Consider the following 26734-nt stretch of genomic DNA (forward strand, 5'->3'; position numbering starts at 1 on the left):
TGCAGCGAAACGACGTGGGGGCAGGAGAGCGATACCGATGAAATTAGCGATCGTTGCCGGTGACGGGATCGGTCCCGAGGTGGTGGCCCAAGCGGTCAAGATCCTCGACGTGGTCCAGCCGGGTGTCGAGAAGACGAACTATGACCTGGGTGCACGGCGTTTTCATGCCACCGGCGAGATATTGCCGGATTCGGTGATCGCGGAGTTACGCGAGCACGATGCCATCTTGTTGGGCGCGATCGGTGACCCGTCGGTGCCCAGCGGCGTGCTCGAGCGGGGTCTGCTACTACGGCTTCGATTCGAGCTGGACCACCACATCAATCTTCGTCCGGGTCGGCTGTATCCGGGAGTGAAGAGCCCGTTGGCGTTGGAGCCGGGCAATCCCGAGATCGACTTCGTGGTGGTGCGTGAGGGAACGGAAGGCCCTTACACCGGAAACGGCGGCGCGATCCGGGTCGGCACGGCCAATGAGGTTGTCACCGAGGTCAGCGTGAACACCGCGTTCGGGGTGCGCAGAGTGGTGCGGGACGCCTTCGAACGAGCCATGCGGCGGCGCAAGCACCTGACCCTGGTGCACAAGAACAACGTGCTGACCTTTGCGGGCTCGCTGTGGTGGCGGACCGTGCAGGAGATCGGCGAAGAGTATCCCGATGTCGAGTTGGCCTACCAGCACGTCGATGCGGCGACCATCCACATGGTTACCGATCCCGGCCGCTTTGACGTGATCGTCACCGACAACTTGTTCGGCGACATCATGACCGACCTGGCGGCGGCCGTGTGCGGTGGAATCGGCCTGGCCGCCAGCGGAAACATCGATGCGACCCGGACCAACCCGTCGATGTTCGAGCCGGTGCACGGAAGTGCGCCCGATATCGCTGGTCAGGGCATCGCCGATCCGACCGCGGCCATCATGTCGGTGTCGCTGCTGCTTGCCCACCTGGGCCTGGACGACGCGGCTAGCCGGGTGGATCGGGCGGTCGAGGGTTACTTGGCAACTCGCGGGAACGAACGGCTTGCCACCGCCGCAGTCGGCGAGCGGATTGCGGCCGCTCTCTAGGCTCCAACCCGGGCGGACGTAGCCGGGTGGGAACCAGCGGTATCGCTGCCAGCGGGAACAACCCGCACAGTCCCCAGGCCAGTGGGTAGGCAGCCGTGGTGATCAGCGCACCGAAGATGGGAGGCCCGGCGGCCGCCATCAGGCGCTGAGTGGTGTTTTGAACGCCCAATGCGCGTCCGCTCCAGTACGGCCCGGCGTATTCCGTGATCGCGGTTGCCTGCAGCCCATTGTCGAGCACTGCGATCACCGTGATCGTGATCATCAGTAGGACGTCATACCGGGAGCCCTCGTCGTCGACGAGCGCGAGCAGGAACAGGGCGGCAGCCGACGCGATCGCGATGACGCGCACCGGTCGCATCCGCGAACCCACGCGGTCGGACCAGCGGCCTACCGCGATGCGGCCCAGCGCGCCCAGCAGCTGCGAGACGGTCACCAGGATTCCGGCATTGGCAACCGGCCAGCCGTGATGATTCATCAGCCAAACCAGCATGAACGTGACGGTCACGGTCTGGGGCATCATCAGCAGCGCCGAGGACGCATGAATTCGCCACAACACCGCCGAACCCCGATACGGGCTGGCAAGTTCTTCCTTGCTGGCCACCTTGCGGGACTTGCGGGGCGGGTCGACCACGCCGACCAGGCTGGCTACCGCGGCGATCGTGCAAAAGGCAGCGGGAAACATCAACGCGTTGTGAATGCTGTGTTCGGCCAGCTCGGGGATCACCAGCGCACCTAGGGCGATTCCCAGTGGTTGCGCCGTCTGACGGATACCCATCGCCAACCCACGTTGATGGGGCGGAAACCAGCCGGACACCAACCGGCCGCCGGCGCTGTTACAGCTGGCGGCCGCCATGCCGCCGAGGAACAGATAGATGCCCATCAACAACAGCGAATCCACCGATGCCGCGGCATAGGCGGCGATCGCGGTGAGCGCCGAGCCCACGGTCATCACGATCTGCTCGCCGACGTGGTCCAACACATAGCCCCAGGCGACCAGCGTTACCACCATGCCCCAGCTGGGCATGGACGCCAGCAGACCCGCCTCGGCCAGCGGGGTGTCGCGCGCGTTTTCCAACCGGGGGATCAGGAAGGCGACACCGTTGATGAATAGAAATGAGCTTGCTGTGACGATCAGCGAGACGATCACAATCCACCACCGCGCGGAAAGACTCAGTTCCTGTGTGGCGCTCGACTCATCAGGCACTAGCTAATGCTTGCACACCTCTGCGCTGTCGGGTGGCGCAGCGGGATCGGCGGACTCGGCGCAGGGCGCCATCGAATCGCTTTCCGGTAACATCGCCGGGCCGCAGCGCGCCAGGGCTCCGGCGTTGTTGATTAGCAGGCTTGTGAGCTGGGGAATTGTGGATTGAGGAGGTCTAGGCGGCGGTTGGCGGTCAAAGCGGTGATCCGGCAGGCTTCGGCGATGTTGTCGGCGCCGTTGAGGCGGTGCAGATTGATCGCGGTGTTGCGTAGCGTTGCTAGGACCTGTGCGCCGTTTCCGGTATGTGCCCTTTGACGGTCTTCGTCGAAGGTGACGTCGCGTATCCAGTGCAGGCTGTTCTCGATTCCCCAGTGTTGACGCATCCAGGTCATGATCGCGGTAGGGCGGGCGTGCTCGAACGGCAGGCTGCAGATGGCATAGACCACCTCCACGCTGCGCTGGTCGGTGGCGGTGATCAAGCGTTCACGAGTGATCCGGATGATTTGTTTTGCGTAGGGGAAGCCGATTCCTCGTGCAGCGGTGATGATTTGCAGGGTGCGGGTCTCGACACGGCCGTGGCCGCGGGAGTCATCGGTAGCGGCTGCGGGCACCTCGGCCCAGGGCAGCGCGGTGATACGCGCAAGTATTTTGGCTTGGTTGGACTTGACGATCATCAGGTAGTGCGACTTCAAGGTGGCGCAGATCAACTTCGCGGTGACGACCTGGGTATGCATCGCATCCACGGTGACCAGCCACCACAAGCTACCCGGCAGCAGCGTGAGCAGGGCACGTACGCAGGGAATTTCATTGCTTTTCTCGGCGACAGCGAGTTGACCGAGCACCAATCGGGCACGGTGGGCGAACACCGACACGAAATGCGTGGCTGTCGCTTTGGCGCGTAAAGCACCACGCAGCATCTTGCCGTCCAACGCGATCGGCACCAATCCACTGGGGTCGCTGCTGGCCACGTGTGCAGTGAAGTAACTGCCCATCCTGGCGTTGAGGTCGGCGGGGTCTAGCCGAGACAAAACAGCGCGGAAGGTCTTCTCACTGGGCCGCCGGAACCGGACCCCTAATTAGGCCAACACATCATCGGGAGCGGTGGCCGCCCATGTAGCAAAACCAGCATAGCCGCGCATCCCCGCGGCAGTGGCCAGAACCGCGATCGCCAACAAAGCCATCAGCGAATACCTCCGACCGCGTGGGTCCCTCGGGTCTGGCACCGAGGCCAACACACCGAGAAACTCCGATCCGATGAGCTCGCTGCGCTCACCAGGACTCCAGCGGTCGAACACCTCTGGAACCGACGACACAGGCAATACTGAAACGGTAGGCACGGGCAACTCCAGACCAACGACGAACAGTAACCAACTCGATCGTTCTCCAGATAGCCCGTGCCTACACTCCGGCCCCAATAGCGCGGCACCAAAGATCATCAACCCAGCTCACAAGCCTGCTAATCAACAACGCCGGAGCCCTGCGCAGCGCGCCCAGGCCCGCTGGGTGGGATTGCGGGGCTTCTCATCGGGCCGTGCCAGCCCGAATCGTCGCCCCGCTAGGCTCATCCGAATGCGCCTTGGACGTATTGCCAGCCCTGACGGGGTCGCCTTCGCCAGCATCGAAGGCGAGTTAGACAATCCGGGTGCGATGACCGCCCGGGAGATCGCGGAGCACCCTTTCGGGACGCCGAACTTCACCGGCCGCTCGTGGCCGTTGGCCGATGTGCGGCTGCTGGCCCCGATACTTGCCAGCAAGGTGGTCTGTGTCGGCAAGAACTACACCGATCACATCGCGGAGATGGGCGGCCAAACCGGTCCGACGCCGGCGGATCCGGTGATATTCCTCAAGCCCAACACGGCGATCGTCGGTCCGAACGTGCCGATTCGGTTGCCCGCCAAGGCATCACCAGTCCACTTCGAAGGCGAACTGGCGATTGTGATCGGCCGGCCGTGTAAGGACGTCTCGGCCGCGCAGGCGGTCGACAACATCCTCGGCTACACCATCGGCAATGACGTGTCCGCCCGCGATCAGCAGAAATCCGACGGGCAATGGACCCGGGCCAAAGGCCATGACACATTCTGTCCGGTCGGGCCATGGATCGTTACCGATGTCGACCCTGCCGACCTCGAACTGCGCACCGAAGTCAATGGTGCGGTCAAGCAGCACGCGCGTACCTCGCTGATGATCCACGATGTGGGTGCCATCGTGGAGTGGATCTCGGCGGTAATGACATTGCTGCCCGGTGATCTCATCCTCACCGGAACACCCGCGGGGGTCGGTCCCATCGAAGACGGTGACACCGTCTCCATCACCATCGAGGGGATCGGCACCCTGACCAACCCCGTAGTCCGTAAAGGAAAGTCGTGACTTCATCCAGCGTCCGGGTCCGATTCTGCCCGTCGCCCACCGGTATCCCTCATGTTGGAATGGTTCGCACCGCGCTGTTCAACTGGGCCTATGCCCGGCACACCGGTGGCACCTTTGTTTTTCGCATCGAGGACACCGACGCCGCACGCGATAGTGAGGAAAGCTATCTCGCCCTGCTCGACGCGTTGCGCTGGCTGGGCTTGGACTGGGATGAGGGGCCCGAGGTGGACGGGCCCTACGGGCCCTATCGGCAGTCGCAGCGCACCGAGATCTATCACGACGTAGTGGCCAAGCTGTTGACGGCGGGTGAGGCCTATTACGCCTTCTCGACGCCCGAGGAGGTCGAAGCCCGCCACATCGCCGCCGGCCGCAACCCCAAGTTGGGTTACGACAACTTCGACCGTCAGCTGACCGATTCCCAGCGCGCGGCCTACCTGGCCGAAGGCCGTAAGCCAGTGGTGCGGCTGCGGATGCCCGACACCGATCTGGCTTTGCATGACCTGGTGCGTGGGCCGACCACCTTCGCGGCGGGCTCGGTGCCCGACTTCGCGTTGACCCGGGCAACCGGAGATCCGTTGTACACCTTGGTCAACCCCTGCGACGACGCGCTAATGAAGATCACCCACGTGCTGCGCGGCGAGGACCTGCTGCCGTCCACGCCGCGCCAGATCGCGCTATACCAGGCGCTGATGCGCATCGGGATTGCCGAGCGCGTTCCGGAATTCGCGCACTTGCCAACGGTATTGGGGGAGGGGACCAAAAAGCTCTCCAAGCGGGACCCGCAGTCCAATCTGTTTGCCCACCGCGACCGGGGCTTCATTCCCGAAGGCTTGCTCAACTACCTTGCGCTGCTCGGCTGGGCCATCGCCGATGACCACGATCTGTTCAGCCTGGATGAGATGGTGGCCGCGTTCGATGTGGCCGACGTGAATTCCAACCCGGCGCGCTTCGATCAGAAGAAGGCTGACGCGATCAATGCCGAGCACATCCGGATGCTCGACGTCGCGGATTTCACCGCCAGATTGCGCGCGTACCTGGATACCCACGGCCATCAGCTCGCGCTGGACGACGCGGCGTTCGCCGTCGCCGCGGAGTTGGTGCAGACCCGCATCGTGGTACTCGAGGATGCGTGGGCATTGCTGAAGTTCCTCAATGACGACCGGTACGCGATCGACCCCAAAGCCGCGGCCAAGGAGCTGGGGCCCGACGCCGGCCCAGTGCTAGACGCCGCTATCGCGGCGCTTGACGGTGCGGCCGACTGGACCACTGCCGACATCGAGGCGGCCCTCAAGACCGCGTTGATCGAGGGTATGGCCCTCAAACCGCGCAAGGCGTTCGGCCCGATCCGGGTTGCCGCCACCGGCACCACGGTTAGTCCGCCGCTGTTTGAATCACTGGAACTGCTCGGCCGCGAACGTAGTTTGGGCAGGCTCCGATCGGCGCGCGATCAGGTCGGTTCGCCCCAGTGTGACGAGAATCGAAGGCGCCATGCGCAATACCGGCTGAGTCTTTGGTAGTGTGCACGTCGGCCGACAATGGTTGGCAGTAGTGGGGTCGCGATGCGGGTAAATCTCGCAGATCCGCTCTGACCAGCTGTTTTAGGCCAAAATGGGGTATGGTGTAATTGGCAACACAGCTGATTCTGGTTCAGCCATTCTAGGTTCGAGTCCTGGTACCCCAGCAAAAGCCCACCAGTGCAAGCGATTAGGTGGGCTTATCCGGGTGAGCTATGCTGACTGCTCGGATTGGTTCTGGCCCCGTCGTCTAGCGGCCTAGGACGCCGCCCTCTCACGGCGGTAGCGTGGGTTCGAATCCCATCGGGGCTACAACAGAACAAGTGCGTTACCGGTCGGTCCGACCGGTACCCAGCACAGCCGGCGCGGTGCTGCCTCCGACCGGCATGGGCGGCAGCCCGAGCTTGCGGTGGTCCCAGGATCGGGTTCGGTGGCTGAGGATCCGAACGCCGACGCGTTTGTTCATCATCTGGTCGACCATGGGCTTCACGTCGTCGGTGTAGGGCCCGGTGTAGCGTTCCCACACGCTGACCCCCACCCGGTGCAGCGCCTCGGGATCGTCGATTATCTCGGCGACACCCTCGAAGGAAACCCCGCGCAACGTGTCATAGGTATTGCCGTCTTCGAGCAGGAAGCTCACCCGCGGATCCCGTTTGAGATTGACGGCCTTTTGTGACTTGGCCTTGGTCTCCAGCCAGATCTCACCGTCGACCACGGCGTACCACATCGCGGTCAGGTGGGGCTGGCCGTTCGGCCCGATCGTGGCCAGTGTGCCGGTGCGACTGGTGGTGACGAAGTTGGCGATTTCAGCCTCGGACATGACGATGTCTGCGCGCTGCTTTGTTCCCATTCGGTCAGTGTGGCAGGCACGGGCTCAATCCCTACCGGCGGACGGCCTGCCAGCAGCGACCGCGGTGCCGCGAACTTCGGTGACCGCCCCGGCCGCGGGCCATGGTAGAAAGCCGAAACAGCAGCTCAACAATTCTCTGAAGGGGGCTAGCGGTGTCGCTGAATACCCGTCTCACAGAATTCCTCGGAGTCCAACACCCGATCCTGCTGGCACCGATGGCAATGACGTCGGGGGGCCGGCTCGCTGCGGCGGTGACCGCCGCGGGTGGCCTGGGCCTGATCGGTGGAGGCTATGGCGAGGCCGAGTGGCTGCAGCGCCAGTTGGAGCAGGCGCAGGGGCAACGGGTCGGATGTGGGTTCATTACCTGGAGCCTCGCCCGCAATCCCGAGCTGCTCGACCTGATCCTGGCCGCGAACCCGGCGGCGATCATGTTGTCGTTCGGTGATCCACACAACTTCGCCGGCCCCATCCACGATGCCGGCATTCCGCTGATCTGCCAAATACATACCCGCGAGCAGGCGCTGCGTGTGCTGGAAGTCGGTCCGGACATCATCGTGGCCCAGGGCAGCGAGTCAGGTGGACACGGAATGAGTGTGCGCTCCACTTTCACGCTGGTTCCCGACGTGGTGGACCTGGTTGCCCAACGCTCGGCCGAAACGCTGGTCGTGGCGGCCGGGGGGATCGCCTGATGGCCGCGGGCTGGCAGCAGCGCTGGCGCTGGGCGCAGACGGCGCCCTGGTGGGTACCAGATTCTGGGCTTGCCCAGAGGCGCTGGTATCGCCGCGAGCCCACCAGCGGGCGGTGGAGGCCAGCGGGGACGACACCATCCGTACCCGCGTCTACGACATTGTGCGGCAGCGGGATTGGCCGGCGGAATACGATCTTCGGTTGCTCAGCAACTCGTTGATCCAGGCATGGCATGGCAACGAATCCGAACTGATACGGCGACTGCCGGACCTGCTGGGCGCCTTCGAAAACGCGGTCGCGGCAGAGGACTTCGAGATGGCCACGGTGCTGGTTGGCGAGGCGGTAGGTCTGATTTCTAGAGTTGGCCCCGCCGCTGACATCGTGTCCGAGATGGTCTGCGATGCCACCCGGATACTGAACCGGTCGGGTTAGCCGCCGGCGGCGGGCACGTTCGACGTCAAGCCAGCACAGACGTCGCGGCCGCACCGGGACTGGCCGTAACGGCCGGCGGCGAAGCGGCGTGCGTGGGTACCCGGCGCGGCCACCAGAACCAGCGGCCGAGCAGGGCCGCGATGGCGGGCATCATGAAAGAGCGGACAACCAGGGTGTCGAACAACAGTCCGATCATGATGGTGGTGCCGACCTGGCCGACCACGCGCAGGTCGCTGGTGAGCATGGAGCCCATCGTGAAGGCAAACACCAGTCCGGCGATGGTGACGACGCGGCCGGTGCTGGCCATGGCTCGGATCATGCCGGTCTTGAGGCCGGCGCCGATCTCTTCCTGGAATCGGGCGACCAGCAGCAGGTTGTAGTCCGATCCGACGGCCAGCATGACGATCACGGCCATGGGCAGCACCAGCCAGTGCAGCGGCATGTGCAAGATGTGCTGCCACAACAGGACCGAGAGTCCAAAGGCGGCGCCCAGCGAGAGTGCCACCGTGCCGACGATGACCGCGGAGGCCACAACGCTTCTGGTGATGGCCAGCATGACCACGAAGATCAGACACAGGGTGGCCACCACCGCGATCAGTAGGTCATAGGTGCTGCCCTCGCTGATGTCCTTGTAGGTGGCCGCGGTGCCGGCCAGGTAGATGTTGGCGGCTGCCAGTGGGGTTCCTTTCACCGCCTCGCTCGCGGCCAGCAGGATCGGGTCGATGTGGGCGATTCCCTCGGCGGTGGCGGGATCGCCCTTGTGGGTGATGATGAACCGGGCCGCGGTGCCGTCGGGGGATAGGAACAGGGTCAGACCCCGTTGAAAGTCGGGATTGTCGAAGGCTTCCGGCGGCAGATAGAAGGAGTCGTCGTTCTTGGAGGCGTCGAGGGCCTGCCCCATGGCGGTGGCGTTGCGGGTCATGTCGTCCATTTGGGTGATCAGTGCCGAGAAGGTGCTGGCCGTGGTTTGGGTGAGGCTCTTCACGGTTTGCATGGTGGCGATCATCGGGGACAGCAGGGCGAGCAGTTTGGGTTGGAGTTCGTCGATGCGATCGAGGTCGTCGGTGAGCGTGCCGACGTCTTCGCTGAGCTTGTCGACGCCGTCGATCGCGTCGAACAGGGACCGCAGTGACCAACAGATCGGGATGTCCGAACAGTGGCGTTCCCAGTAGAAGTAGCTTCTGATGGGTCGCCACAGGTCGTCGAATTCGGCGATCTGATCACGCAGTTGATCGGTGTTGGCCTGCATCTGCTTGTTGTGGGTGAGCATGTCGTGGCTGGCGTCGTTGAGCTGTTGGGTCAGTTCTTGTTGGCGCGCCGCGATATCGATCATGTGTTGCAGCTCATCGATCATGGTGTACATGTCGGCGACGCGGGCTTTGAGGTAACCCATGTTCTCGATGGTCATGGCGTTTTGCATGTTGAGCTGAAACGGGATCGAGCTGTGGTCGAGCGGTGAGCCCAGTGGCCTGGTGATGCCTTGGACACGTGCGATGCCGGGAAGGTGGAACACGCCTTTGGCGATCCGGTCCAGCAGCATCATGTCGGTGGGATTGCGCAGATCGTGGTTCGCCTCGATCATCAGCACTTCGGGTTCCATGCGGGCCGGGGGGAAGTGGCGGTCCGATGCGCGGTAGCCGATGTTGGAGGGGGCGCCGGCCGGGATGTAATGGCGCTCGTTGTAGTTGGTTTGGTACTTGGGCAGGGCGAGCAGTCCGATCAGCGAGATCAGTGCCGCGGCGACCAGGACCGGGCCCGGCCAGCGCACCACGATGGTGCCGATGCGACGCCAACGCCGGGTTGTGGTGGCGCGTTTGGGTTCGAATACGCCGAATTTGGTTGTTAGGGCGATGACTGCCGGCGCCAGGGTCAATGAGGCCAGGATCACCGCCAGCAGACCGATCGAGCATGGTGACCCGAGGGTTTGGAAGTAGGGGAGCCTGGTGAAGCTCAGGCAGTACATCGCTCCGGCGACGGTCAGCCCGGATCCCAAGACGACGTGACTTGTCCCGCGGAACATGGTGTAGTACGCGAGCTCTCGGTCCTGGCCGGCCATCCGGGCCTCTTGGTAGCGGCCGACCAGAAAGATGATGTAGTCCGTCGACGCCGCGATCGTCAGTGCCGTCAAGACATTGATGGCGAAGGTCGATAGGCCAATCAGGTCGTTGGCGGCCAGCGCAGCGATCACGCCGCGTGCCGCAAGCAGCTCGATCCCGACTGTGAGCAGCATCACCACAACGGCCGCAATCGATCGATAGGCGATCAACAGCACGATGGTGATCACCGCAATCGTGACCGCGGTCAACCGTTGCAGACTGCTGTTGCCGGACGTGTCATGATCGGCGCCGAGTGCACCGGGGCCGGTCAGGTAGGCCTTGATTCCGGGCGGCGGCGGCACATCGTCGAGGATCCGCGCAACTGCGGCAACGGAATCGTTGGCTCTGGCACTGCCCAGGCCACCGGTGAGGTACAGCTGCACATAGGCGGCCTTGCCGTCGACGCTTTGCGAACCCGCGGCCGTGAGCCTGTCGCCCCAGAAATTGTCGATGTGTTGGATGTTCGTCTTGTCCTGCGACAGCTTGGCAATTAGTGCGTCGTAGTAGCGGTGGGCTTCGTCGCCGAGTTTGGCATTGCTCTCCAGCACGATCATCGTGGTGTTGTCGGAGTCGAACTGCTGAAAGTCTTTGCCGATGCGCCGCATCGCGATCAGTGACGGAGCATCACTGGGGCTCAACGACACCGAATGCTCTTTGGCGACCTCTTCTAGTTGTGGTGCCAGCAGGTTGGCGCCGACGGTGAGCGCGATCCAGAGCAAAATGACCGGTAGCGAAAACTTTTGGATAGTCCGGGCGATAAAGGGGCGCCCCGCGCTGTGTGCCGGCGTCACGCAGATTTCACTAGGCAGCTAGTCGCGGCATCGTGGGCATCGGCCGTGCGCTCGGCGCGGACCACGCCGTTGACGGTGATGCGACAGCTCAGGGTCGCGCTGTTGCCCTGCGCCACGAGGTGGGCAACCACCGAGGTCAGTGTGGTCACGATGGTCAACGACCACGGGATCGCGGCGTTGGCGACTTCGTGTGGTTCGGCCTGGGCATCGAGGTAATTGACCGTGACGACCGTTCCCGGAGGACCCAAAACCTCGTAGCGAACGTACTTCGGGTTGAACGCGACAATGGCGTCGGAGTTGCCCGCATCCGGCACATATCGATGTGAGCCGAAGACGCCATGCAAGCGCATTACCACCGATGCCCCGACAATTGTGACGAGGATCATCACGATCGGCACCCACATCCGCCTAAAAAGGCTGACCATTGAACCCCCGTTCGGTATCGCCCGGTCGTCGCGTTATGCGACGAACCCATCGTGACCATGAGGGCACCGTGATTGCGCCGCGAGGCGGGTAAATTCTTGCATTTCATCGGACCGGCTCGCGCCCGAATCCTGGGAACAAAGCGGGTGAAACTACGCGCTGGGGCGGGTCCGCCGCCGAGAGGGCGTCATCGGGTCGCGGTGCCCGAAGGCGACATCGCTCAGGTGGGCGCATTATCGAGCTGCGGGATGGTCCGGTTTCCGGTCAATTCCTTGTAGACGGCCGCGATGGCTTTTACCGTCGGCTCGACATCAGCGATGTCGTGGCCCGCGGTTGAGATCAAGCGCAGTTGAACGATCCCGGGCGGTACCACCGGATAGGTCACCGCTGAGCAGAATATTCCGTGCTTATGGCGCAATTCGGTCAAGAATGCGAGAGCCGACAGCGGGTCCATCGGCAGGTACACCGGCGTGATGAGAGAGTTCGCTTTCCCGATGTTGAGACCTTCTTCGGTCAGCGAGGCCTGAAGTTTGCCGGCCACCGCGTGCGCTCGTCGGCGCAGGTCGTCGCTACGCCGCAGCAACCCCAAACGCACCCGGTTACCCGCGACGATCGGCCAGGGCAAGCCGCGGGAGAAGATCTGGGACCGCATCGTGTAGCGAAGCTTCCAAATGACATCGGCCTGTGATGCGACGAATGCTCCGGCGCCCGCGGCGGCCTTGGTGAAGGTGCCGAAATAGAGGTCGATATCGTCCTGGACGCCCTGTTGTTCCCCGGTGCCGCCGCCGTTGGGGCCGAGAACGCCGAATCCATGTGCGTCGTCAACGAGCAACCGGAAGTCGTACTGCTGCTTGAGTGCCGCGATTTCGCGCAATGCGCCCTGATCGCCGGACATTCCGAAGACTCCCTCTGTGACCACCAACACCCCGGAGTCGGGGCCCCGCACCCGGTTGATTTCGGCCAGGTGTGTCTCGAGTTGGTCAATGTCGTTGTGGGCGAACATTCGGGTCCGTTCACCGCGTTTACGGTGCAATCGAATCCCATCGATGATGCAGGCATGGTTTTCCGCATCCGACACGATCCAGTCCACCTCGGTGGTCAGGGAGTCAATCAGCGAGATCATGCCTTGATAGCCATAGTTGAGGACCAGTGCTGCCGGCTTTTGCGCATAGTCGGCCAGTTCGCTCTCCAGGGCTCCGGCGTTGTTGATTAGCAGGCTTGTGAGCTGGGTTGATGATCTTTGGTGCCGCGCTATTGGGGCCGGAGTGTAGGCACGGGCTATCTGGAGAACGATCGAGTTGGTTACTGTTCGTCGTTGGTCTGGAGTTGCCCGTGCCTACCGTTTCAGTATTGCCTGTGTCGTCGGTTCCAGAGGTGTTCGACCGCTGGAGTCCTGGTGAGCGTAGCGAGCTCATCGGATCGGAGTTTCTCGGTGTGTTGGTCTCGGTGCCAGACCCGAGGGACCCACGCGGTCGGAGGTATTCGCTGATGGCTTTGTTGGCGATCGCGGTTCTGGCCACTGCCGCGGGGATGCGCGGCTATGCTGGTTTTGCCACATGGGCGGCCACCGCTCCCGATGATGTGTTGGCCTAATTAGGGGTCCGGTTCCGGCGGCCCAGTGAGAAGACCTTCCGCGCTGTTTTGTCTCGGCTAGACCCCGCCGACCTCAACGCCAGGATGGGCAGTTACTTCACTGCACACGTGGCCAGCAGCGACCCCAGTGGATTGGTGCCGATCGCGTTGGACGGCAAGATGCTGCGTGGTGCTTTACGCGCCAAAGCGACAGCCACGCATCTCGTGTCGGTGTTCGCCCACCGTGCCCGATTGGTGCTCGGTCAACTCGCTGTCGCCGAGAAAAGCAATGAAATTCCCTGCGTACGTGCCCTGCTCACGCTGCTGCCGGGTAGCTTGCGGTGGCTGGTCACCGTGGATGCGATGCATACCCAGGTCGTCACCGCGAAGTTGATCTGCGCCACCTTGAAGTCGCACTACCTGATGATCGTCAAGTCCAACCAAGCCAAAATACTTGCGCGTATCACCGCGCTGCCCTGGGCCGAGGTGCCCGCAGCCGCTACCGACGACTCCCGCGGCCACGGCCGTGTCGAGACCCGCACCCTGCAAATCATCACCGCTGCACGAGGAATCGGCTTCCCCTACGCAAAACAAATCATCCGGATCACTCGTGAACGCTTGATCACCGCCACCGACCAGCGCAGCGTGGAGGTGGTCTATGCCATCTGCAGCCTGCCGTTCGAGCACGCCCGCCCTACCGCGATCATGACCTGGATGCGTCAACACTGGGGAATCGAGAACAGCCTGCACTGGATACGCGACGTCACCTTCGACGAAGACCATCAAAGGGCACATACCGGAAACGGCGCACAGGTCCTAGCAACGCTACGCAACACCGCGATCAATCTGCACCGCCTCAACGGCGCCGACAACATCGCCGAAGCCTGCCGGATCACCGCTTTGACCGCCAACCGCCGCCTAGACCTCCTCAATCCACAATTCCCCAGCTCACAAGCCTGCTAATCAACAACGCCGGAGCCCTGGTTCGCTCTCGAGTAGCTCGAGATCGTCGGTTTCGCCGGACATCATTCTCGAGCCCATGGGAGTCGCCAGTCCGTAGCGGCCTGCGAACTCGGCATCGGCCGCCCGGACTTCGGGATGATCGGCCAGCCCAAGGTAGTTGTTGAGGTTCCAGATGATGTATTCATCGTCGCGCCACGTCATTCGCGTGCCGGCGGCTCCGCCTAACTTGGGAAATGTCGCTATCCCGTGGATGGCACGTGAAAGTTGAAACAGCGGATCCTGATCTGCGACAAGTTTGGCGAATAGATCCATGGTTCCCCCATGATTGGTTGGCTCTGCGAGCTACGAGGATGTCGACGAGACAGCGGCTTGGTGCCCGGCGGTAACGGATCAGGTTGCCGACGGTGGAGCCGGGTAGTGCTTGGTGGTTGCGGCCCGAGGCGGTCGGGGATTGCTCACCGCCCAAGCCGTGCCGCGTCAGGTGAGCGTGGCCGGTAAGCCGCTCGCGTTTCGCCAAAGCGCGGATTCGGCAAAATTGTGCGCACCCGAGCGTCGTTGCAGCGCCGGCACTCCGGCGCAGACGGCGCCGCATCCTGGATCGCCGCTACGAGGATCGAGCGCATCTGATTGGTCCTGACCTAATGTGCGAACGGTCGGCGAGCGCGGCCGTGTGGTTCCGGTTACAGACAGGACTACGGTAACGACAATAACCTAGCGCGCCCGGGGCTGCGGCGTTTCGGGAATGAATCGATTGCCGCAGGCAGGGGCGCGGCGATCGCCACCAGGCCTCGACGCGCGGGCGGCTGAACCGGGTGGTGTGTCACAAGATTGGGGCCGCCGGCCAAACGGGTAGCGCTAGAGCCGGCGGGCGAGTTCGTCGGCCGCGGCCAACAGGTCGGCGGCCCAACGCGCCCCGGGCCGTCGACCGATTCGGTCGATCGGACCGGATACCGATATGGCGGCGACGACGACACCGCGGCCATCGCGCACCGGCGCCGAGACGCTTGCTACTCCGGGTTCGCGCTCGGCCACGCTCTGCGCCCAACCCCGGCGGCGTACTTCGGCCAGCACCCGGTCGGTGAATTTGGCGGTTGGTAGGACGGCCTGCTGGGTGGCCGGGGCGCTGTGGGCCAGTAGCACCTTGGCTCCGGAGCCCGCCGTCATCGGTAGCCGGGCGCCGACCGGAACCGTATCGCGAAGGCCCGCAGGTGGTTCCAGCGCCGCCACGCACACCCGTGACGTGCCTTCGCGGCGGTACAGCTGCACGCTTTCGCCGGTGGTCTCGCGCAATCGGGGCAGCACGGTCGCGCCGGCGGTCAGCAGGGGATCGTCGACATGGGCCGCGAGCTCGGTGATCGCGGGGCCCAGGCCCCAGCGTCCGTCCTCGTCCCGCCCCAGCAGGCGATGGACCTCCAGGGCCGCCGCCAGCCGGTATGCGGTGGCTCTGGGCAGGCCGGTCCGTTCGCATAGTTCGGCCAAACCGCAGGGTGATTCCGCGGTGGCGCGCAACAGACCCACCGCTTTGTCGATGACGCCGATGCCGCTATCCTGTCTCACAAGGAGATACTAGCGTCTCGTATTATGCGATGGAACCCTCATTGATCGCGAGCCGCGGATACACGAATCGAGGCAATTCGAGATGGCACTGCAGACGCGCGAGGCGCGCACGCTGGCTGAGAAGGTCTGGGACGACCACGTCGTGGTGTCCGGTCGGAACGAGGCTCCCGACCTGATCTACATCGATCTGCATCTGGTGCATGAGGTCACCAGCCCGCAGGCATTCGATGGTCTGCGCCTGGCCGGCCGCCCGGTGCGACGGCCCGATCTGACCATCGCCACCGAGGATCACAATGTGCCGACCGTCGATATCGATAAGCCGATCGCCGACCCGGTGTCTCGGACCCAGGTGGAGACATTGCGGCGTAATTGCGCGGAATTCGGCATCCGGCTGCACCCCATGGGTGATGTCGAGCAGGGCATCGTGCACGTCGTGGGACCTCAGTTGGGCCTCACTCAGCCGGGAATGACCATCGTCTGTGGTGACAGCCACACTTCGACCCATGGCGCGTTCGGTGCCTTGGCGATGGGCATCGGCACTTCCGAAGTCGAGCATGTGCTCGCAACACAGACGCTGCCGTTGCGGCCGTTCAAGGCGATGGCGGTCAATGTGGATGGGCAACTACCCGCAGGAGCGTCGGCCAAGGACATCATCCTTGCGCTGATCGCCAAGATCGGCACCGGCGGTGGGCAGGGGCACGTCATCGAGTACCAGGGCAGCGCGGTTGAATCGCTGTCCATGGAAGGCCGGATGACGATCTGCAACATGAGCATTGAGGCCGGCGCCCGAGCCGGGATGGTGGCGCCGGACGAGACCACTTACGAGTACTTGCGAAACCGGCCACACGCCCCAACCGGTGCCCAGTGGGATGCCGCGCTTGGGTACTGGCAACAACTGCGGACCGATCCTGGCGCCGTCTTCGACACCGAGGTCCATCTCGACGCCGCCGAGCTGAGCCCCTTTGTTACGTGGGGAACCAATCCCGGCCAGGGCGTGCCGCTTTGCGCCACGGTGCCCGATCCCGAGCTCATCGGCGATGACGGCGAGCGCCAGGCCGCCGAGAAAGCATTGGCGTACATGGACCTTGAGCCAGGAAAAGCCATGCGCGATATCGCGGTCGATGCCGTGTTCGTCGGGTCGTGCACCAACGGCCGGATCGAGGATCTGCGGGTCGTGGCCGAAGTGCTGCGTGGCCGCAAGGTCGCCCCAGGGGTGCGAATGCTCATCGTTCCCGGCTCCATGCGGGTGCGTGCCCAGGCCGAGAAGGAGGGCCTGGGTGAGGTCTTCACGGTCGCGGGCGCCGAATGGCGGCAGGCGGGATGCTCTATGTGCCTAGGGATGAACCCCGATCAGCTCGCGCCGGGGGAGCGCTGTGCGGCGACGTCCAACCGCAACTTCGAGGGGCGCCAGGGCAAGGGCGGGCGGACACATTTGGTCTCGCCGGCGGTGGCCGCCGCAACCGCGGTTCGCGGCACCCTATCCGCGCCTGCCGATTTGAATTGAACTCAAACAAACAGAGGAAGAGTCATGGAAGCCTTTGACACCCACACCGGCATCGGTGTACCGCTGCGCCGGTCCAATGTCGACACCGATCAGATCATTCCCGCGGTTTTCCTGAAGCGTGTCACGCGAACCGGTTTCGAGGACGGGTTGTTCGCCAGCTGGCGCTCGGATCCGTCATTCGTGCTAAACCTCAGCCCCTTTGACCGGGGCTCGGTGTTGGTGGCCGGGCCGGATTTCGGCACCGGATCCTCCCGCGAGCATGCCGTCTGGGCGCTCATGGACTACGGATTCCGGGTGGTCATCTCCTCGAGGTTCGGCGATATTTTTCGCGGGAACGCGGGCAAGGCGGGTCTGTTGGCCGCCGAAGTCGACCAAGATGGCGTTGAACTTCTTTGGAAGCTCATCGAGCAGAGTCCAGGTTTGGAAATCACTGTCAATCTTCAAGATCGAAATGTGATTGCCGGAACAGTGGTGCTGCCGTTCAGGATTGACGACCACACCGCGTGGCGACTCCTTGAAGGTCTTGACGATATAGCCCTTACGCTGCGTAAACTCGATGAAATCGAGGCATATGAGGCTGCTTATCCGGCGTGGAAACCGCGCACTTTGCCTACCTCCTGAAGGCTCTTGGGGCGGGGAATTTTCCCTTCCGTGAGCCGCTGTGGTGTGGGCAAGCAACACCCATTTTGGGGTCACTCCACCGGTCAAGGGCGGCAATCGGATTGCCGAAATTGCGTTCGACGGGTCCTGAAATTGCGCGTGGCTCTTGGAAATCAGGCAGGTGAGGGTTTACCGTGTCCACTAGTCGGTTCCATAAACGAGGACCGCTAGCTTCGGAGGGTTGGATGAACAAAGCAGAGCTCATTGACGTGCTCACACAGAAATTGGGCTCGGACCGTAGGCAGGCAACCGCGGCCGTCGAGAATGTTGTCGACACCATTGTGCGCGCCGTGCACAAGGGCGACAGCGTCACGATTACCGGATTTGGGGTGTTTGAACAGCGTCGCCGTGCGGCCCGGGTGGCCCGCAATCCGCGTACCGGTGAGACGGTGAAGGTCAAGCCGACGTCCGTCCCGGCATTTCGCCCAGGCGCGCAATTCAAAGCGGTTGTCTCTGGCGCACAGCGTCTCCCGGCGGAGGGCCCGGCGGTCAAGCGTGGCGTGATGGCGAGCGCCGCTGCCAAGAAGGCAGCAAAGAAGGCTCCCGCCAAGAAGGCCGCGACCAAGACCGCTGCCAAGAAGGCTGCGACCAAGGCTCCCGCCAAGAAGGCCGCGACCAAGGCTCCCGCCAAGAAGGCCGTGACCAAGGTCACCAAGGCTCCGGCCAAGAAGGTGACCAAGGCAACAGTGAAGAAGACCGCCGCCAAGGCGCCAGTCCGCAAGGCTGCGACCAAGGCTCCCGCCAAGAAGGCTGCGGCAAAGAGGCCGGCCACCAAGGCTCCCGCCAAGAAGGCTGCGGCAAAGAGGCCGGCCACCAAGGCTCCCGCCAAGAAGGCGACGAGCACCCGGCGCGGTCGCAAGTAAGTCAGCTCACACGCAAATACCCTTCGGGTGGCAGCGATGCCTCCCGAAGGGTATTCGTGCGTTAGGCCCGCACGTTGGCGGCCAGCGCGCCGCCGATGTGGTCGGCGGCGATGACGCGGCCGCCGGAAAGCGACAGCACCCACGTACTGCCTTTGTGGTTGCGCGATCGGTCGGAGCGGACGCCGTCGCGTTCGCACCACCAAGCGATCAGGTCCGGAATCACCTTGCCCTGTGAGCAGATCACGGGTGTGCCATCGCGCGTAGCGATCTGCAGTAGCCGTTGCCGGCCGCGTTTGGCGTTCTTGGCGTAGGCCTCTTCGGTGAGGGTGCGCTCGTTGTGGATGACCACTCCCAATTCCTCGGCCAGCGGCTGCACCGTCTGATGGCAGCGCAGCCGGTCGGCCGCGTACACCGTGTCGGCACCGAAAGCGAGTAGCTGTGGCACGAGTGCCTCGGCCTGGGCTCGTCCCTTCTTGTCGAGTGGCCGTTGGGTGTCATCTCCGGAGAAGCGTGACTTGCTGCCGGCGCTGCCGTGCCGGACCACCAGGACGGTCTTGGTATCCGCCGGCTTTTTGCCGAACCGCCGCAAGACCTTTCGATCCTGTGCGTAGTCAAGCTTGGTCATCGCGTCGGCGACCGGTAACCAGATCAGCTTGTCGACCTCGTTTCCGGCGGTGAACTCCCCGCCGAGGCTGCGCGCGGCCCAGTAGTAGACCTTCTTGAGGCCCTGCTCGACGGGATAGCTCACCATGATCAGTCGCCTGCCGAGGTGGGCGTGCTGGCCCGTCTCCTCGCACACCTCACGCGCGGCCGCAACCGCTGCGGTCTCGCCGGGATCCACTTTGCCCTTGGGCAGCGACCAGTCGTCATAGCGAGGGCGGTGGATCAATGCAATCTCGATTGCCCCCTTGGCCTTTCCCGGGCGCCACAGCACCGCACCGGCGGCATATACGATTCGGTCTCCCGAGCGTCGGCGGACAGACGAGCTGGGGATCGACAAGTTAACTCCTGCAGGTCAATTCGGCCTGGGCCGCGCGCGGTCGGTTAGGTGGCACAAAACTCGCCGGAGTTTCACAGTGTTAGGGGCTGCGGTGCCGCTCCATCAGTGATACCTGATGGTCGCGAACGGTACGGCCTTCCTGAGGCGACGCGGTCCACTGACCGTCGGGCCCCAGTTCCCAGCAGCGGGTGGCAGGGTCGAGTGCGGACTCGAACAAGTCGTCCAACTGCGCGGTCAGCCGCGGGTCCTTGACCTGAGCCATCACCTCCACCCGCCGATCGAGATTGCGGTGCATCATGTCGGCGCTGCCAATCCAGAACTCGTCAATCGCGCGGAAATGCAGGATTCGCGAATGTTCTAGGAATCGGCCGAGAATCGAGCGGGCGGTGATGTTTTCCGAGAACCCCTCGGCCCCGGGGCGCAGCGCGCAGATGCCACGCACCACGACCTCGATCCGGACCCCCACTTGCGAAGCGCGGTAGAGCGCGTCGATGACCTGTTCGTCGACGAGGGCGTTCATCTTGAGCCGGATGTGGCCCTTTCCCGCCTGGGGGCCGTGTTCAAGGTGTGCGGCCACCTCGCGTTCGACGCGTTCAATGATGCCGGCACGAATCCCGTGCGGGGCCACCAACAGATTGCGATAGGACAGCTTTCGCGAGTAGCCGGTCAACGAATTGAACAGGTCGGTGAGGTCTGCGCCAATGTCGGGCGCGGCGGTCAGCAGGCCGACATCCTCATACAGGCGCGCGGTCTTGCTGTTGTAGTTTCCCGTCCCGATGTGGCAGTACCGCCGGATCACCGGGCCCTCACGACGCACGACCAGTGCTGTCTTGCAGTGCGTTTTGAGCCCGACGATGCCGTAGGCCACGTGCACGCCCGCCTGCTCCAGCGCGCGGGCCCAGCGGATGTTGGCCTGCTCGTCGAAGCGGGCCTTGATCTCGACCAGCGCCACTACCTGTTTGCCCGCCTCGGCCGCGTCGATCAGCGCCCGAACAATCGGCGAATCCCCGGAGGTGCGATACAGCGTCTGTTTGATCGCCAGCACGTTGGGGTCTGCGGCGGCTTGTTCGATGAACCGCTGCACGCTGGTGGAAAACGAATAGTAGGGGTGGTGCACCAAGACGTCACCCTCGCGCAGCGTCGCGAAGATGCTCTTGGGCGTTTCGCGCTCGGCGAAGGCGGGATGGGTGGCCGGAACGAAGGTCCGATCCTTGAGGGCGGGGCGGTCCAAACCGTAGATCTGCCACAGCGATGAGAGATCCAGCAGCCCCGGCACCTCGATGACATCGCCGGGATGCACGTCGAGCTCACGCAGCAGCAACTCCAGCATGCCTTCGGTCATGTCGTCGGCAACTTCTAGCCGCACCGGCGAACCGAACCGTCGGCGAGCCAATTCCCGCTCGAGCGCCTGCAGCAGGTCTTCGTCGCGATCCTCCTCGACTTCGAAGTCTGCGTTGCGGGTGATGCGAAACGCGTGATGCTCGACGATTTCCATCCCGGGGAAGAGCACCGGAAGAAAGGCCGCGATGAGTTCCTCCACGGGCAGGAAACGGTGTACGGCCGCCCCTTCGGCTCCGTCGGTATCTGTGCCGCCCAGTTCGACGAAGCGATCGACGTTGTCGGGCACCTTTACCCGGGCGAAGTGCTGGCCACCGTCTTCGGGTTGGCGCACCGTGACCGCCAGGTTCAGGCTCAACCCGCTGACAAACGGGAACGGGTGCGCGGGGTCGACGGCCAGCGGAGTCAGTACCGGAAATACCTGCTCGTGGAAATAGGTCGACAGTTGCTCGCGCTCAGCCTGATCCAGGTCGGCCCAGGTGACAACGTAGATGCCTTCCTCGCCGAGCGCGGGCAACACCGAATCGCGAAACACCCGCGCATGGCGGCTGGCGATGCGCTGCGTCTGCTCGCCGATGCGGCCCAGCTGCTCCCGTGGGGTGAGGCCGTCGGCGGACAGAGCCGACAATCCCATCTGGTCGCGGCGTTTGAGACCGGCCACCCGAACCATGTAGAACTCGTCGAGATTGGACGCGAAGATGGCCAGGAACTTTGCCCGTTCGAGCAACGGCATCGAGTCGTCGGCGGCGAGCGCGAGCACCCGGGCGTTGAACTCCAGCCAGCTCAGTTCGCGGTTGAGGTAGCGGTCCTCGGGCAGCTGGTCGGTGGTCGCGGCCGGCGTCGCGGCCGGCGGTGCCGCCGGGGTCCTGTCGCCTGGCTCCCGTGCGTTCGTGTCTGGCCGTGCCTCTGTGACTGGGCCGGTTTCGATTTCGGTCACCCAGCGATCATTGCCTATCACCGGGTGACGTTGCCAGCGCTGAACCGACATCCGTTTGCTGTTTTTGTTCCGTTCATCCCCGCACAGCCGCCATGCGGGCTAGCGATGGTGGGCGACGACTCGTGCAGTGGCCGGTCCGACCCCGAGGCTGCGGGCGGCCGCCAAGTCCGCCGGAGTGTCGACGTCGCAACGCAGGCCGGGCCACGCGCCGGTCAGCTCGACGGCCCCGGAACGGCGATGTCGGGCGCTGGAATCCGGCCCGAACTGGGGATCGAGTGCGCTTCCGAAGGCGCACAGGGCCGCGGTGCCGGTGCCGAGCCGATCGGCGACGAAGCTGCGCTGGTGAGCGCGTGCGGCGCAGATCGCATCGGCGAGCTCCTGGGTCTGCATCGCAGGCAGATCGCCTTGCAGCACAACAATATTTGGCACGGAACCGGATACCACCTGTTCGGCGGTGAGGATGGCGTTGTTCAGCGGGTCGGGATCACCTTGGCGAGTCGGGTCGGCCAACACCTCGGCGCCGAGCTCGGTTGCCGCGGCCGCGGCGGATTCGTCCGGTGTGATGACGGTGATCGAGCGCAGGTCGCCTACCCGCGCCGCGGCGGTCAAAGTGTCCATCAGCATGGCCAGCACCACACTTTCCCGGGCCGCCGCGGAGAACACCGGGGCCAATCTCGTCTTGGCCGCACCCAATCGCTTGACGGCGATGATCAGGCCGACATCACCCGTACCGTCGGCCCGTATGCCGCTCATGAAGGCCATCCTGCCAGCGCTGGTTTCGGTGCTACCCAGCTGCCACCCCGCCGCCGCCCGCTTTCACTGGGCTGGCGCCTGCCGCAGTGACCCCCGCCGCAACAGCGTGACGGCGGCCCCTGCCGGGGTCTACTGTGTAGCGGCTACCGGTGCCGTCGCAAACGACAAATGGGACAAATAGGGGTGTGGGGATGGCCAGCACGGGAACCGTCACGGTGATGGGAGCCGGTGCCTGGGGCACCGCCCTGGCCAAGGTGTTGGCCGATGCCGGGGGCGAGGTCAAGCTGTGGGCCCGGCGCGCCGACGTTGCCAACCAGATCAACGACAGCCGATACAACCCCGACTACCTGCCCGGTACGTTGCTGCCGCCGGGGATCCGGGCCACCGCCGACGCGGCAGAGGCGCTCGCCGGCGCGGATACGGTGCTGCTGGGTGTACCCGCGCAGACGATGCGGACCAATCTCGAGCACTGGACAACCCTGATTCCACGTGGCGCGACCCTGGTGAGTCTGGCCAAGGGCATCGAGCTGGGCACCCTGATGCGGATGAGTCAGGTGATCGTCTCGGTCACCGGAGCAGACCCGGCCCAGGTCGCGGTGATCTCGGGCCCCAACCTGGCTAGCGAGATCGCCGAGTGCCAGCCCGCTGCCACCGTCGTGGCCTGCAGCGACTCCGGCCGGGCCTTCGCGTTACAGCGTGCGCTCAACAGCGGCTACTTCCGTCCCTATACCAACACCGATATCGTCGGCACCGAGATCGGGGGAGCGTGCAAAAACGTCATCGCGCTGGCGTGCGGTATGGCCGCGGGCGTTGGCCTGGGTGAAAACACCGTGGCAACCATCATCACCCGCGGATTGGCGGAGATCATCCGGCTCGGTATCGCCCTGGGCGCCAAGGGGGCGACGCTGGCCGGGCTGGCCGGGGTAGGTGACTTGGTAGCGACCTGTACGTCGTCGCGCTCCCGCAACCGGTCGTTGGGCGAGTGCCTGGGCCGCGGCGAGATCCTGCAATCGGCACTGCACAGCAAGGAAGGCCACGTCGTGGAAGGGGTGACGTCGTGCGAATCGGTGCTCGCGCTGGCGTCCAGCTACGACGTCGAAATGCCGCTCACCGACGCCGTACACCGGGTCTGCTACAAGGGCCTGTCGGTAGACGACGTGATCGCGTTGTTGCTGGGGCGTAGTACCAAACCCGAATAGGTCAGACCCGCTCTGTCGGCGCCGCCCGATTGCCCTGGTTAGTGCGGGTAGTCCGGCCTGGTCGCTCAGCACCCGGTAGCCTCTCCAGGTTGTGAGTGGCAGCAGCCGGCGTGGCGAACGTCTCCGGGTTGCCGTCGTGTTCGGCGGACGCAGCAACGAGCATGCGATCTCATGCGTGTCTGCGGGCAGCATTCTGCGCAATCTTGACCCGCGACGCTTCGAGGTGATCGCGATCGGGATCACCCCGCAAGGCTCGTGGGTGCTCACCGACGGCAACCCGGATGCGCTGGCAATCACCGACCGGCGGCTACCCGAGGTGAGCTCCCAGTCCGGCACCGAGCTGGCCTTGCCGGCAGATCCGCGCTGGGGCGGCCAATTGGTCTCGTTGCCGCCCGGTGCCGGAGAGGTGCTGGCCTCGGTCGACGTGGTGTTTCCAGTGCTGCATGGACCGTACGGCGAGGACGGAACGATCCAGGGACTACTCGAACTCGCCGGCGTTCCCTATGTTGGCGCCGGGGTGCTGGCCAGCGCGGCCGGTATGGACAAGGAGTTCACCAAGAAACTGTGGAGTGCGGCGGGGCTACCGATCGGCCCGCATGCCGTGCTGCGCCCATCGCGACAATCGCTGGACCGCGAGGAACTGCAGCGGCTGGGGTTGCCGGCTTACGTCAAACCCGCGCGCGGCGGCTCCTCGATCGGTGTCAGCCGGGTCTCGAGCTTCGATGAGCTGCCCGCCGCGATCGCCGCCGCCCGGCGACACGATCCGAAGGTGATCGTCGAGGCCGCGATCAACGGTCGCGAGCTGGAGTGCGGCGTGCTCGAGTTCCCCGACGGCAGATTGGAAGCCAGCACCCTGGGAGAGATCCGGGTGGCCGGTGTGCGTGGACGCGAAGACGGCTTCTATGACTTTGAGACCAAATACCTCGACGACGCTGCCGAATTGGACGTGCCGGCCAAGGTCGAAGACGACGTCGCTGACGCGGTGCGCCAGCTGGCGATTCGCGCTTTCGAGGCCATCGACTGCCAAGGCCTGGCCCGAGTCGACTTCTTCCTCACCGACGACGGCCCGGTGATCAACGAGATCAACACGATGCCAGGGTTCACCACGATCTCGATGTACCCGCGGATGTGGGCGGCCAGCGGGGTCGACTATCCCACCTTGCTGGCCACCATGGTGGAGACCGCGTTGTCGCGGGGCATCGGCCTGCGCTAACCCGCCGGGGCCGGGTCGATCGGCACCGGCGCAATGGCGCGGTCGATGATCTCGGACAACTCCTGGATGGGGGTGGGCCCCGACCCCGCGGGCAAGGTCAGCGCCACGCAGACCGGACGGTCCACGGTGTACCAGGTGGATCTGCTCCCCGCCGTCGCGGTGCCGGCGGCCTCGGTTTGGTCGCTGACCCGAAACCACTGCACCCGGTCGACGACCTGAATCGGCGACCCCACCACGAAGTCGGCCGGGCGGTCCAGCCCGCAGCGCAATATCACCGGCTCATCGGCGGCCGCGGAGCTCCAGGCGCCGGTGCCTTGCGGTGCGGGTTGCACCATGGGCGCGCGCTGATAGTCGCCGAGACGCTGCGGCAACGCGGTCAGCAGCGCGTGGCACGCAGGGCTGGCCGCCTGCGGGGCCGGAACCGAGGGGACGGCGACCGGTTGTCGCGGTACCTCGCGGTTGGCCGCGATCACCAGAATTGTCCCGAGGGCGGCCACGGCCAGCAGTGCGGCGGCGATGATCAGGACTCGTGGCGGACCATCGGGATCGGGTTGGGGGTTGGCCGGGGTGTCGCCTGTCACCGCGTCGGATACCTCCGGTTCAACTCGACTCTCCTGTCCCACCCGGTCCGCCCCGGAACCGCAACCGGCCCGCGCGGGTGTTTCGGGTCGTCAGGGCTCATACACTAACGCGGTCCGCCCGGGCGGGCAGGAACCCCAAAATTACCGCAGACCGCTCTCGGTTCGCGGGTATGCGAGTCCGGGCCGGTACACCACGAAGGAGGTGGCGTGGGTCAGGACACGTCGGGACAGACACCGACCCTGCGCGAGCTCGGGGAGTTCGCCGTGATCGACCGGTTGGTGCAGGGGCGCAACCAGCCCGCTGTCGTTGAGCTGGGGCCAGGCGATGATGCTGCGGTGGTGGCCGCCCCCGACGGCCGTACGGTGATTTCCACCGACATGCTGGTCCAAGATCGCCACTTCCGGCTGGACTGGTCGAGTCCCCACGACGTCGGTCGAAAAGCGATCGCCCAGAACGCCGCCGACATCGCCGCGATGGGCGCCAGGCCTACCGCGTTCGTGGTGAGCTTGGGCGCACCCGCCCACACGCCGGTGGCCGAGGTGACTGCGTTGCTCGACGGCATGTGGGAGGAGGCCGGGCGGATCGGCACCGGAATCGTCGGCGGCGATATGGTCCGGTGTCCGCAATGGGTGGTGTCGGTCACCGTTCTGGGTGACCTCGAAGGTCGCCCGCCGGTCACCCGTGGCGGCGCCAAGCCGGGCTCGTCGGTTGCGGTCGCTGGCGAACTGGGCCGTTCGGCGGCCGGATATGCGCTGTGGCACAACGAGATTGCCGGGTTTGACGAACTTCGCCGCCGCCATCTGGTACCCGACCCGCCCTACGGCCAGGGTGTGGCGGCCGCGGTGGCCGGGGCTCAAGCGATGATCGACGTCTCCGACGGCTTGGTCGCCGACCTGCGCCATATCGCCGATTCCGCTGCGGTCGGCATCGACGTCGCCACGGCGGCGTTGGCCCAAGATCATCGCGCGCTGATCGCAGCCGCGGATGCGGTGGGCGCCGATCCGTGGGGGTGGGTGCTCGGTGGGGGTGAGGACCACGCGCTGGTGGCGTGTTTTTCCGGTGCGGTGCCCGATGGCTGGCGGGTGATCGGGCGGGTGTTGGACGGGCCGGCCCGGGTGCTGGTCGACGGCCAGCAGTGGAGCGGCTACGCCGGCTGGCAGTCATTTGACTAGCGC

Annotated in this window: 19 protein-coding genes, 2 tRNA genes and 4 pseudogenes; 13 read left to right on the forward strand and 12 right to left on the reverse strand. The window is 64.7% G+C overall.

Features of this window, described 5'->3' with window-relative positions; genetic code table 11:
- Positions 1-37: 37 nt before the first annotated feature.
- The gene (locus tag CKW46_RS11395; protein WP_117435164.1) at positions 38-1057 is read left to right on the forward strand and encodes a 3-isopropylmalate dehydrogenase; all 1020 of its coding nucleotides are present in this window, start codon (positions 38-40) and stop codon (positions 1055-1057) included.
- Here the strand turns inward: CKW46_RS11395 and CKW46_RS11400 are convergent.
- Positions 957-2231 (reverse strand): MFS transporter, encoded by a 1275-nt coding sequence (locus CKW46_RS11400; protein ID WP_252872236.1) that lies wholly within the window; start codon positions 2229-2231, stop codon positions 957-959. The genes CKW46_RS11395 and CKW46_RS11400 overlap by 101 nt on opposite strands.
- Before the next feature lie 161 nt (positions 2232-2392).
- Positions 2393-3595: pseudogene (locus tag CKW46_RS11405) on the reverse strand (ISAs1-like element IS2404/ISMul1 family transposase).
- 232 nt (positions 3596-3827) lie between these two features.
- On the opposite strand from CKW46_RS11405, the gene CKW46_RS11410 reads away from it, so the two are divergent.
- The 4 genes from CKW46_RS11410 to CKW46_RS11425 all read left to right on the forward strand — a co-directional run bounded on the left by CKW46_RS11410 (position 3828) and on the right by CKW46_RS11425 (position 6451).
- Entirely contained in the window at positions 3828-4625 is a 798-nt protein-coding gene (locus CKW46_RS11410; protein ID WP_015355130.1) for a fumarylacetoacetate hydrolase family protein, read from the forward strand.
- A gap of 59 nt (positions 4626-4684) precedes the next feature.
- Positions 4685-6142 (forward strand): glutamate--tRNA ligase, encoded by a 1458-nt coding sequence (gltX, locus tag CKW46_RS11415; protein WP_499019263.1) that lies wholly within the window; start codon positions 4685-4687, stop codon positions 6140-6142.
- A 92-nt stretch (positions 6143-6234) separates the two neighbouring features.
- Positions 6235-6306: transfer RNA gene (locus tag CKW46_RS11420), tRNA-Gln, on the forward strand.
- Between the two features lie 72 nt (positions 6307-6378).
- Positions 6379-6451, forward strand: a tRNA-Glu gene (locus CKW46_RS11425).
- 16 nt (positions 6452-6467) lie between these two features.
- On the opposite strand, the gene CKW46_RS11430 is transcribed toward CKW46_RS11425, so the two are convergent.
- Entirely contained in the window at positions 6468-6989 is a 522-nt protein-coding gene (locus CKW46_RS11430; RefSeq protein WP_011740027.1) for a pyridoxamine 5'-phosphate oxidase family protein, read from the reverse strand.
- A 152-nt stretch (positions 6990-7141) separates the two neighbouring features.
- On the opposite strand from CKW46_RS11430, the pseudogene CKW46_RS11435 reads away from it, so the two are divergent.
- Positions 7142-8108, forward strand: a pseudogene (locus CKW46_RS11435) (NAD(P)H-dependent flavin oxidoreductase).
- A 25-nt stretch (positions 8109-8133) separates the two neighbouring features.
- Here CKW46_RS11435 and CKW46_RS11440 read toward each other — a convergent pair.
- The 3 genes and pseudogenes from CKW46_RS11440 to CKW46_RS11450 form a co-directional block, all read right to left on the reverse strand.
- Positions 8134-10995 carry an MMPL/RND family transporter gene (locus tag CKW46_RS11440; RefSeq protein WP_482053166.1) on the reverse strand — a complete coding sequence of 954 codons (2862 nt, stop codon included), beginning with the start codon at positions 10993-10995 and terminating at the stop codon, positions 8134-8136.
- Entirely contained in the window at positions 10992-11420 is a 429-nt protein-coding gene (locus tag CKW46_RS11445) for an MmpS family transport accessory protein (protein ID WP_117436121.1), read from the reverse strand. The genes CKW46_RS11440 and CKW46_RS11445 overlap by 4 nt, the downstream gene beginning before the upstream one ends.
- A gap of 218 nt (positions 11421-11638) precedes the next feature.
- Positions 11639-12610 (reverse strand): annotated as a pseudogene (locus tag CKW46_RS11450) (aminotransferase class I/II-fold pyridoxal phosphate-dependent enzyme); the annotation flags it as partial.
- A 140-nt stretch (positions 12611-12750) separates the two neighbouring features.
- Between CKW46_RS11450 and CKW46_RS11455 the strand changes: the two are divergent.
- Positions 12751-13953: pseudogene (locus CKW46_RS11455) on the forward strand (ISAs1-like element IS2404/ISMul1 family transposase).
- Here CKW46_RS11455 and CKW46_RS11460 read toward each other — a convergent pair.
- Both CKW46_RS11460 and CKW46_RS11465 read right to left on the reverse strand, forming a co-directional pair.
- Positions 13954-14265 (reverse strand): hypothetical protein, encoded by a 312-nt coding sequence (locus CKW46_RS11460; protein WP_041299007.1) that lies wholly within the window; start codon positions 14263-14265, stop codon positions 13954-13956. It abuts the pseudogene before it with no gap.
- Positions 14266-14808: 543 nt separating this feature from the next.
- The gene (locus tag CKW46_RS11465) at positions 14809-15510 is read right to left on the reverse strand and encodes an IclR family transcriptional regulator (RefSeq protein ID WP_240274956.1); all 702 of its coding nucleotides are present in this window, start codon (positions 15508-15510) and stop codon (positions 14809-14811) included.
- Positions 15511-15592: 82 nt separating this feature from the next.
- Here CKW46_RS11465 and leuC point away from each other — a divergent pair, with 82 nt between their 5' ends.
- From leuC to CKW46_RS11480, 3 genes are all read left to right on the forward strand, one after another.
- Positions 15593-17014 (forward strand): 3-isopropylmalate dehydratase large subunit, encoded by a 1422-nt coding sequence (gene leuC, locus CKW46_RS11470; RefSeq protein WP_015355135.1) that lies wholly within the window; start codon positions 15593-15595, stop codon positions 17012-17014.
- Between the two features lie 24 nt (positions 17015-17038).
- Positions 17039-17635 carry a 3-isopropylmalate dehydratase small subunit gene (gene leuD / locus CKW46_RS11475; protein ID WP_011740035.1) on the forward strand — a complete coding sequence of 199 codons (597 nt, stop codon included), beginning with the start codon at positions 17039-17041 and terminating at the stop codon, positions 17633-17635.
- Positions 17636-17859: 224 nt separating this feature from the next.
- Positions 17860-18537 (forward strand): HU family DNA-binding protein, encoded by a 678-nt coding sequence (locus CKW46_RS11480; RefSeq protein WP_015355136.1) that lies wholly within the window; start codon positions 17860-17862, stop codon positions 18535-18537.
- Positions 18538-18598: 61 nt separating this feature from the next.
- Here CKW46_RS11480 and mutT1 read toward each other — a convergent pair whose 3' ends face one another.
- From mutT1 to cofC, 3 genes are all read right to left on the reverse strand, one after another.
- Positions 18599-19537, reverse strand: coding sequence for an 8-oxo-(d)GTP phosphatase MutT1 (mutT1, locus tag CKW46_RS11485; RefSeq protein ID WP_011740037.1), 939 nt, complete (start codon positions 19535-19537; stop codon positions 18599-18601).
- 79 nt (positions 19538-19616) lie between these two features.
- Entirely contained in the window at positions 19617-21833 is a 2217-nt protein-coding gene (locus CKW46_RS11490; RefSeq protein WP_012393542.1) for an RNA degradosome polyphosphate kinase, read from the reverse strand.
- A 78-nt stretch (positions 21834-21911) separates the two neighbouring features.
- Complete coding sequence (gene cofC, locus CKW46_RS11495) at positions 21912-22565, reverse strand: 2-phospho-L-lactate guanylyltransferase (protein WP_012393543.1); 654 nt, start codon at positions 22563-22565, stop codon at positions 21912-21914.
- A 191-nt stretch (positions 22566-22756) separates the two neighbouring features.
- On the opposite strand from cofC, the gene CKW46_RS11500 reads away from it, so the two are divergent.
- Positions 22757-23764, forward strand: a complete 1008-nt coding sequence (locus CKW46_RS11500; protein WP_482053167.1) for an NAD(P)H-dependent glycerol-3-phosphate dehydrogenase — start codon at positions 22757-22759, stop codon at positions 23762-23764.
- Positions 23765-23855: 91 nt separating this feature from the next.
- Positions 23856-24977, forward strand: a complete 1122-nt coding sequence (locus CKW46_RS11505) for a D-alanine--D-alanine ligase family protein (protein WP_012393545.1) — start codon at positions 23856-23858, stop codon at positions 24975-24977.
- On the opposite strand, the gene CKW46_RS11510 is transcribed toward CKW46_RS11505, so the two are convergent.
- Positions 24974-25558 (reverse strand): DUF3515 domain-containing protein, encoded by a 585-nt coding sequence (locus CKW46_RS11510; protein ID WP_252872346.1) that lies wholly within the window; start codon positions 25556-25558, stop codon positions 24974-24976. The genes CKW46_RS11505 and CKW46_RS11510 overlap by 4 nt on opposite strands.
- A gap of 207 nt (positions 25559-25765) precedes the next feature.
- Between CKW46_RS11510 and CKW46_RS11515 the strand changes: the two genes are divergently transcribed.
- Positions 25766-26731, forward strand: a complete 966-nt coding sequence (locus tag CKW46_RS11515; protein WP_015355141.1) for a thiamine-phosphate kinase — start codon at positions 25766-25768, stop codon at positions 26729-26731.
- Positions 26732-26734 lie beyond the last annotated feature (3 nt).

Origin of the sequence: Mycobacterium liflandii, from assembly GCF_022354805.1 — a bacterium.
Taxonomy (GTDB): domain Bacteria; phylum Actinomycetota; class Actinomycetes; order Mycobacteriales; family Mycobacteriaceae; genus Mycobacterium; species Mycobacterium marinum.

Excerpts from the sequence above, each read along its gene's own strand:
- CKW46_RS11445 (WP_117436121.1), bottom strand. The coding sequence starts at position 11,420 with ATGGTCAGCCTTTTTAGGCGGATGTGGGTGCCGATCGTGATGATCCTC.
- CKW46_RS11460 (WP_041299007.1), bottom strand. The coding sequence starts at position 14,265 with ATGGATCTATTCGCCAAACTTGTCGCAGATCAGGATCCGCTGTTTCAA.
- gltX (WP_499019263.1), top strand. The coding sequence starts at position 4,685 with ATGGTTCGCACCGCGCTGTTCAACTGGGCCTATGCCCGGCACACCGGT.
- leuD (WP_011740035.1), top strand. The coding sequence starts at position 17,039 with ATGGAAGCCTTTGACACCCACACCGGCATCGGTGTACCGCTGCGCCGG.
- leuC (WP_015355135.1), top strand. The coding sequence starts at position 15,593 with ATGGCACTGCAGACGCGCGAGGCGCGCACGCTGGCTGAGAAGGTCTGG.
- CKW46_RS11395 (WP_117435164.1), top strand. The coding sequence starts at position 38 with ATGAAATTAGCGATCGTTGCCGGTGACGGGATCGGTCCCGAGGTGGTG.
- CKW46_RS11480 (WP_015355136.1), top strand. The coding sequence starts at position 17,860 with ATGAACAAAGCAGAGCTCATTGACGTGCTCACACAGAAATTGGGCTCG.
- CKW46_RS11410 (WP_015355130.1), top strand. The coding sequence starts at position 3,828 with ATGCGCCTTGGACGTATTGCCAGCCCTGACGGGGTCGCCTTCGCCAGC.
- CKW46_RS11500 (WP_482053167.1), top strand. The coding sequence starts at position 22,757 with ATGGCCAGCACGGGAACCGTCACGGTGATGGGAGCCGGTGCCTGGGGC.
- cofC (WP_012393543.1), bottom strand. The coding sequence starts at position 22,565 with ATGAGCGGCATACGGGCCGACGGTACGGGTGATGTCGGCCTGATCATC.
- CKW46_RS11430 (WP_011740027.1), bottom strand. The coding sequence starts at position 6,989 with ATGGGAACAAAGCAGCGCGCAGACATCGTCATGTCCGAGGCTGAAATC.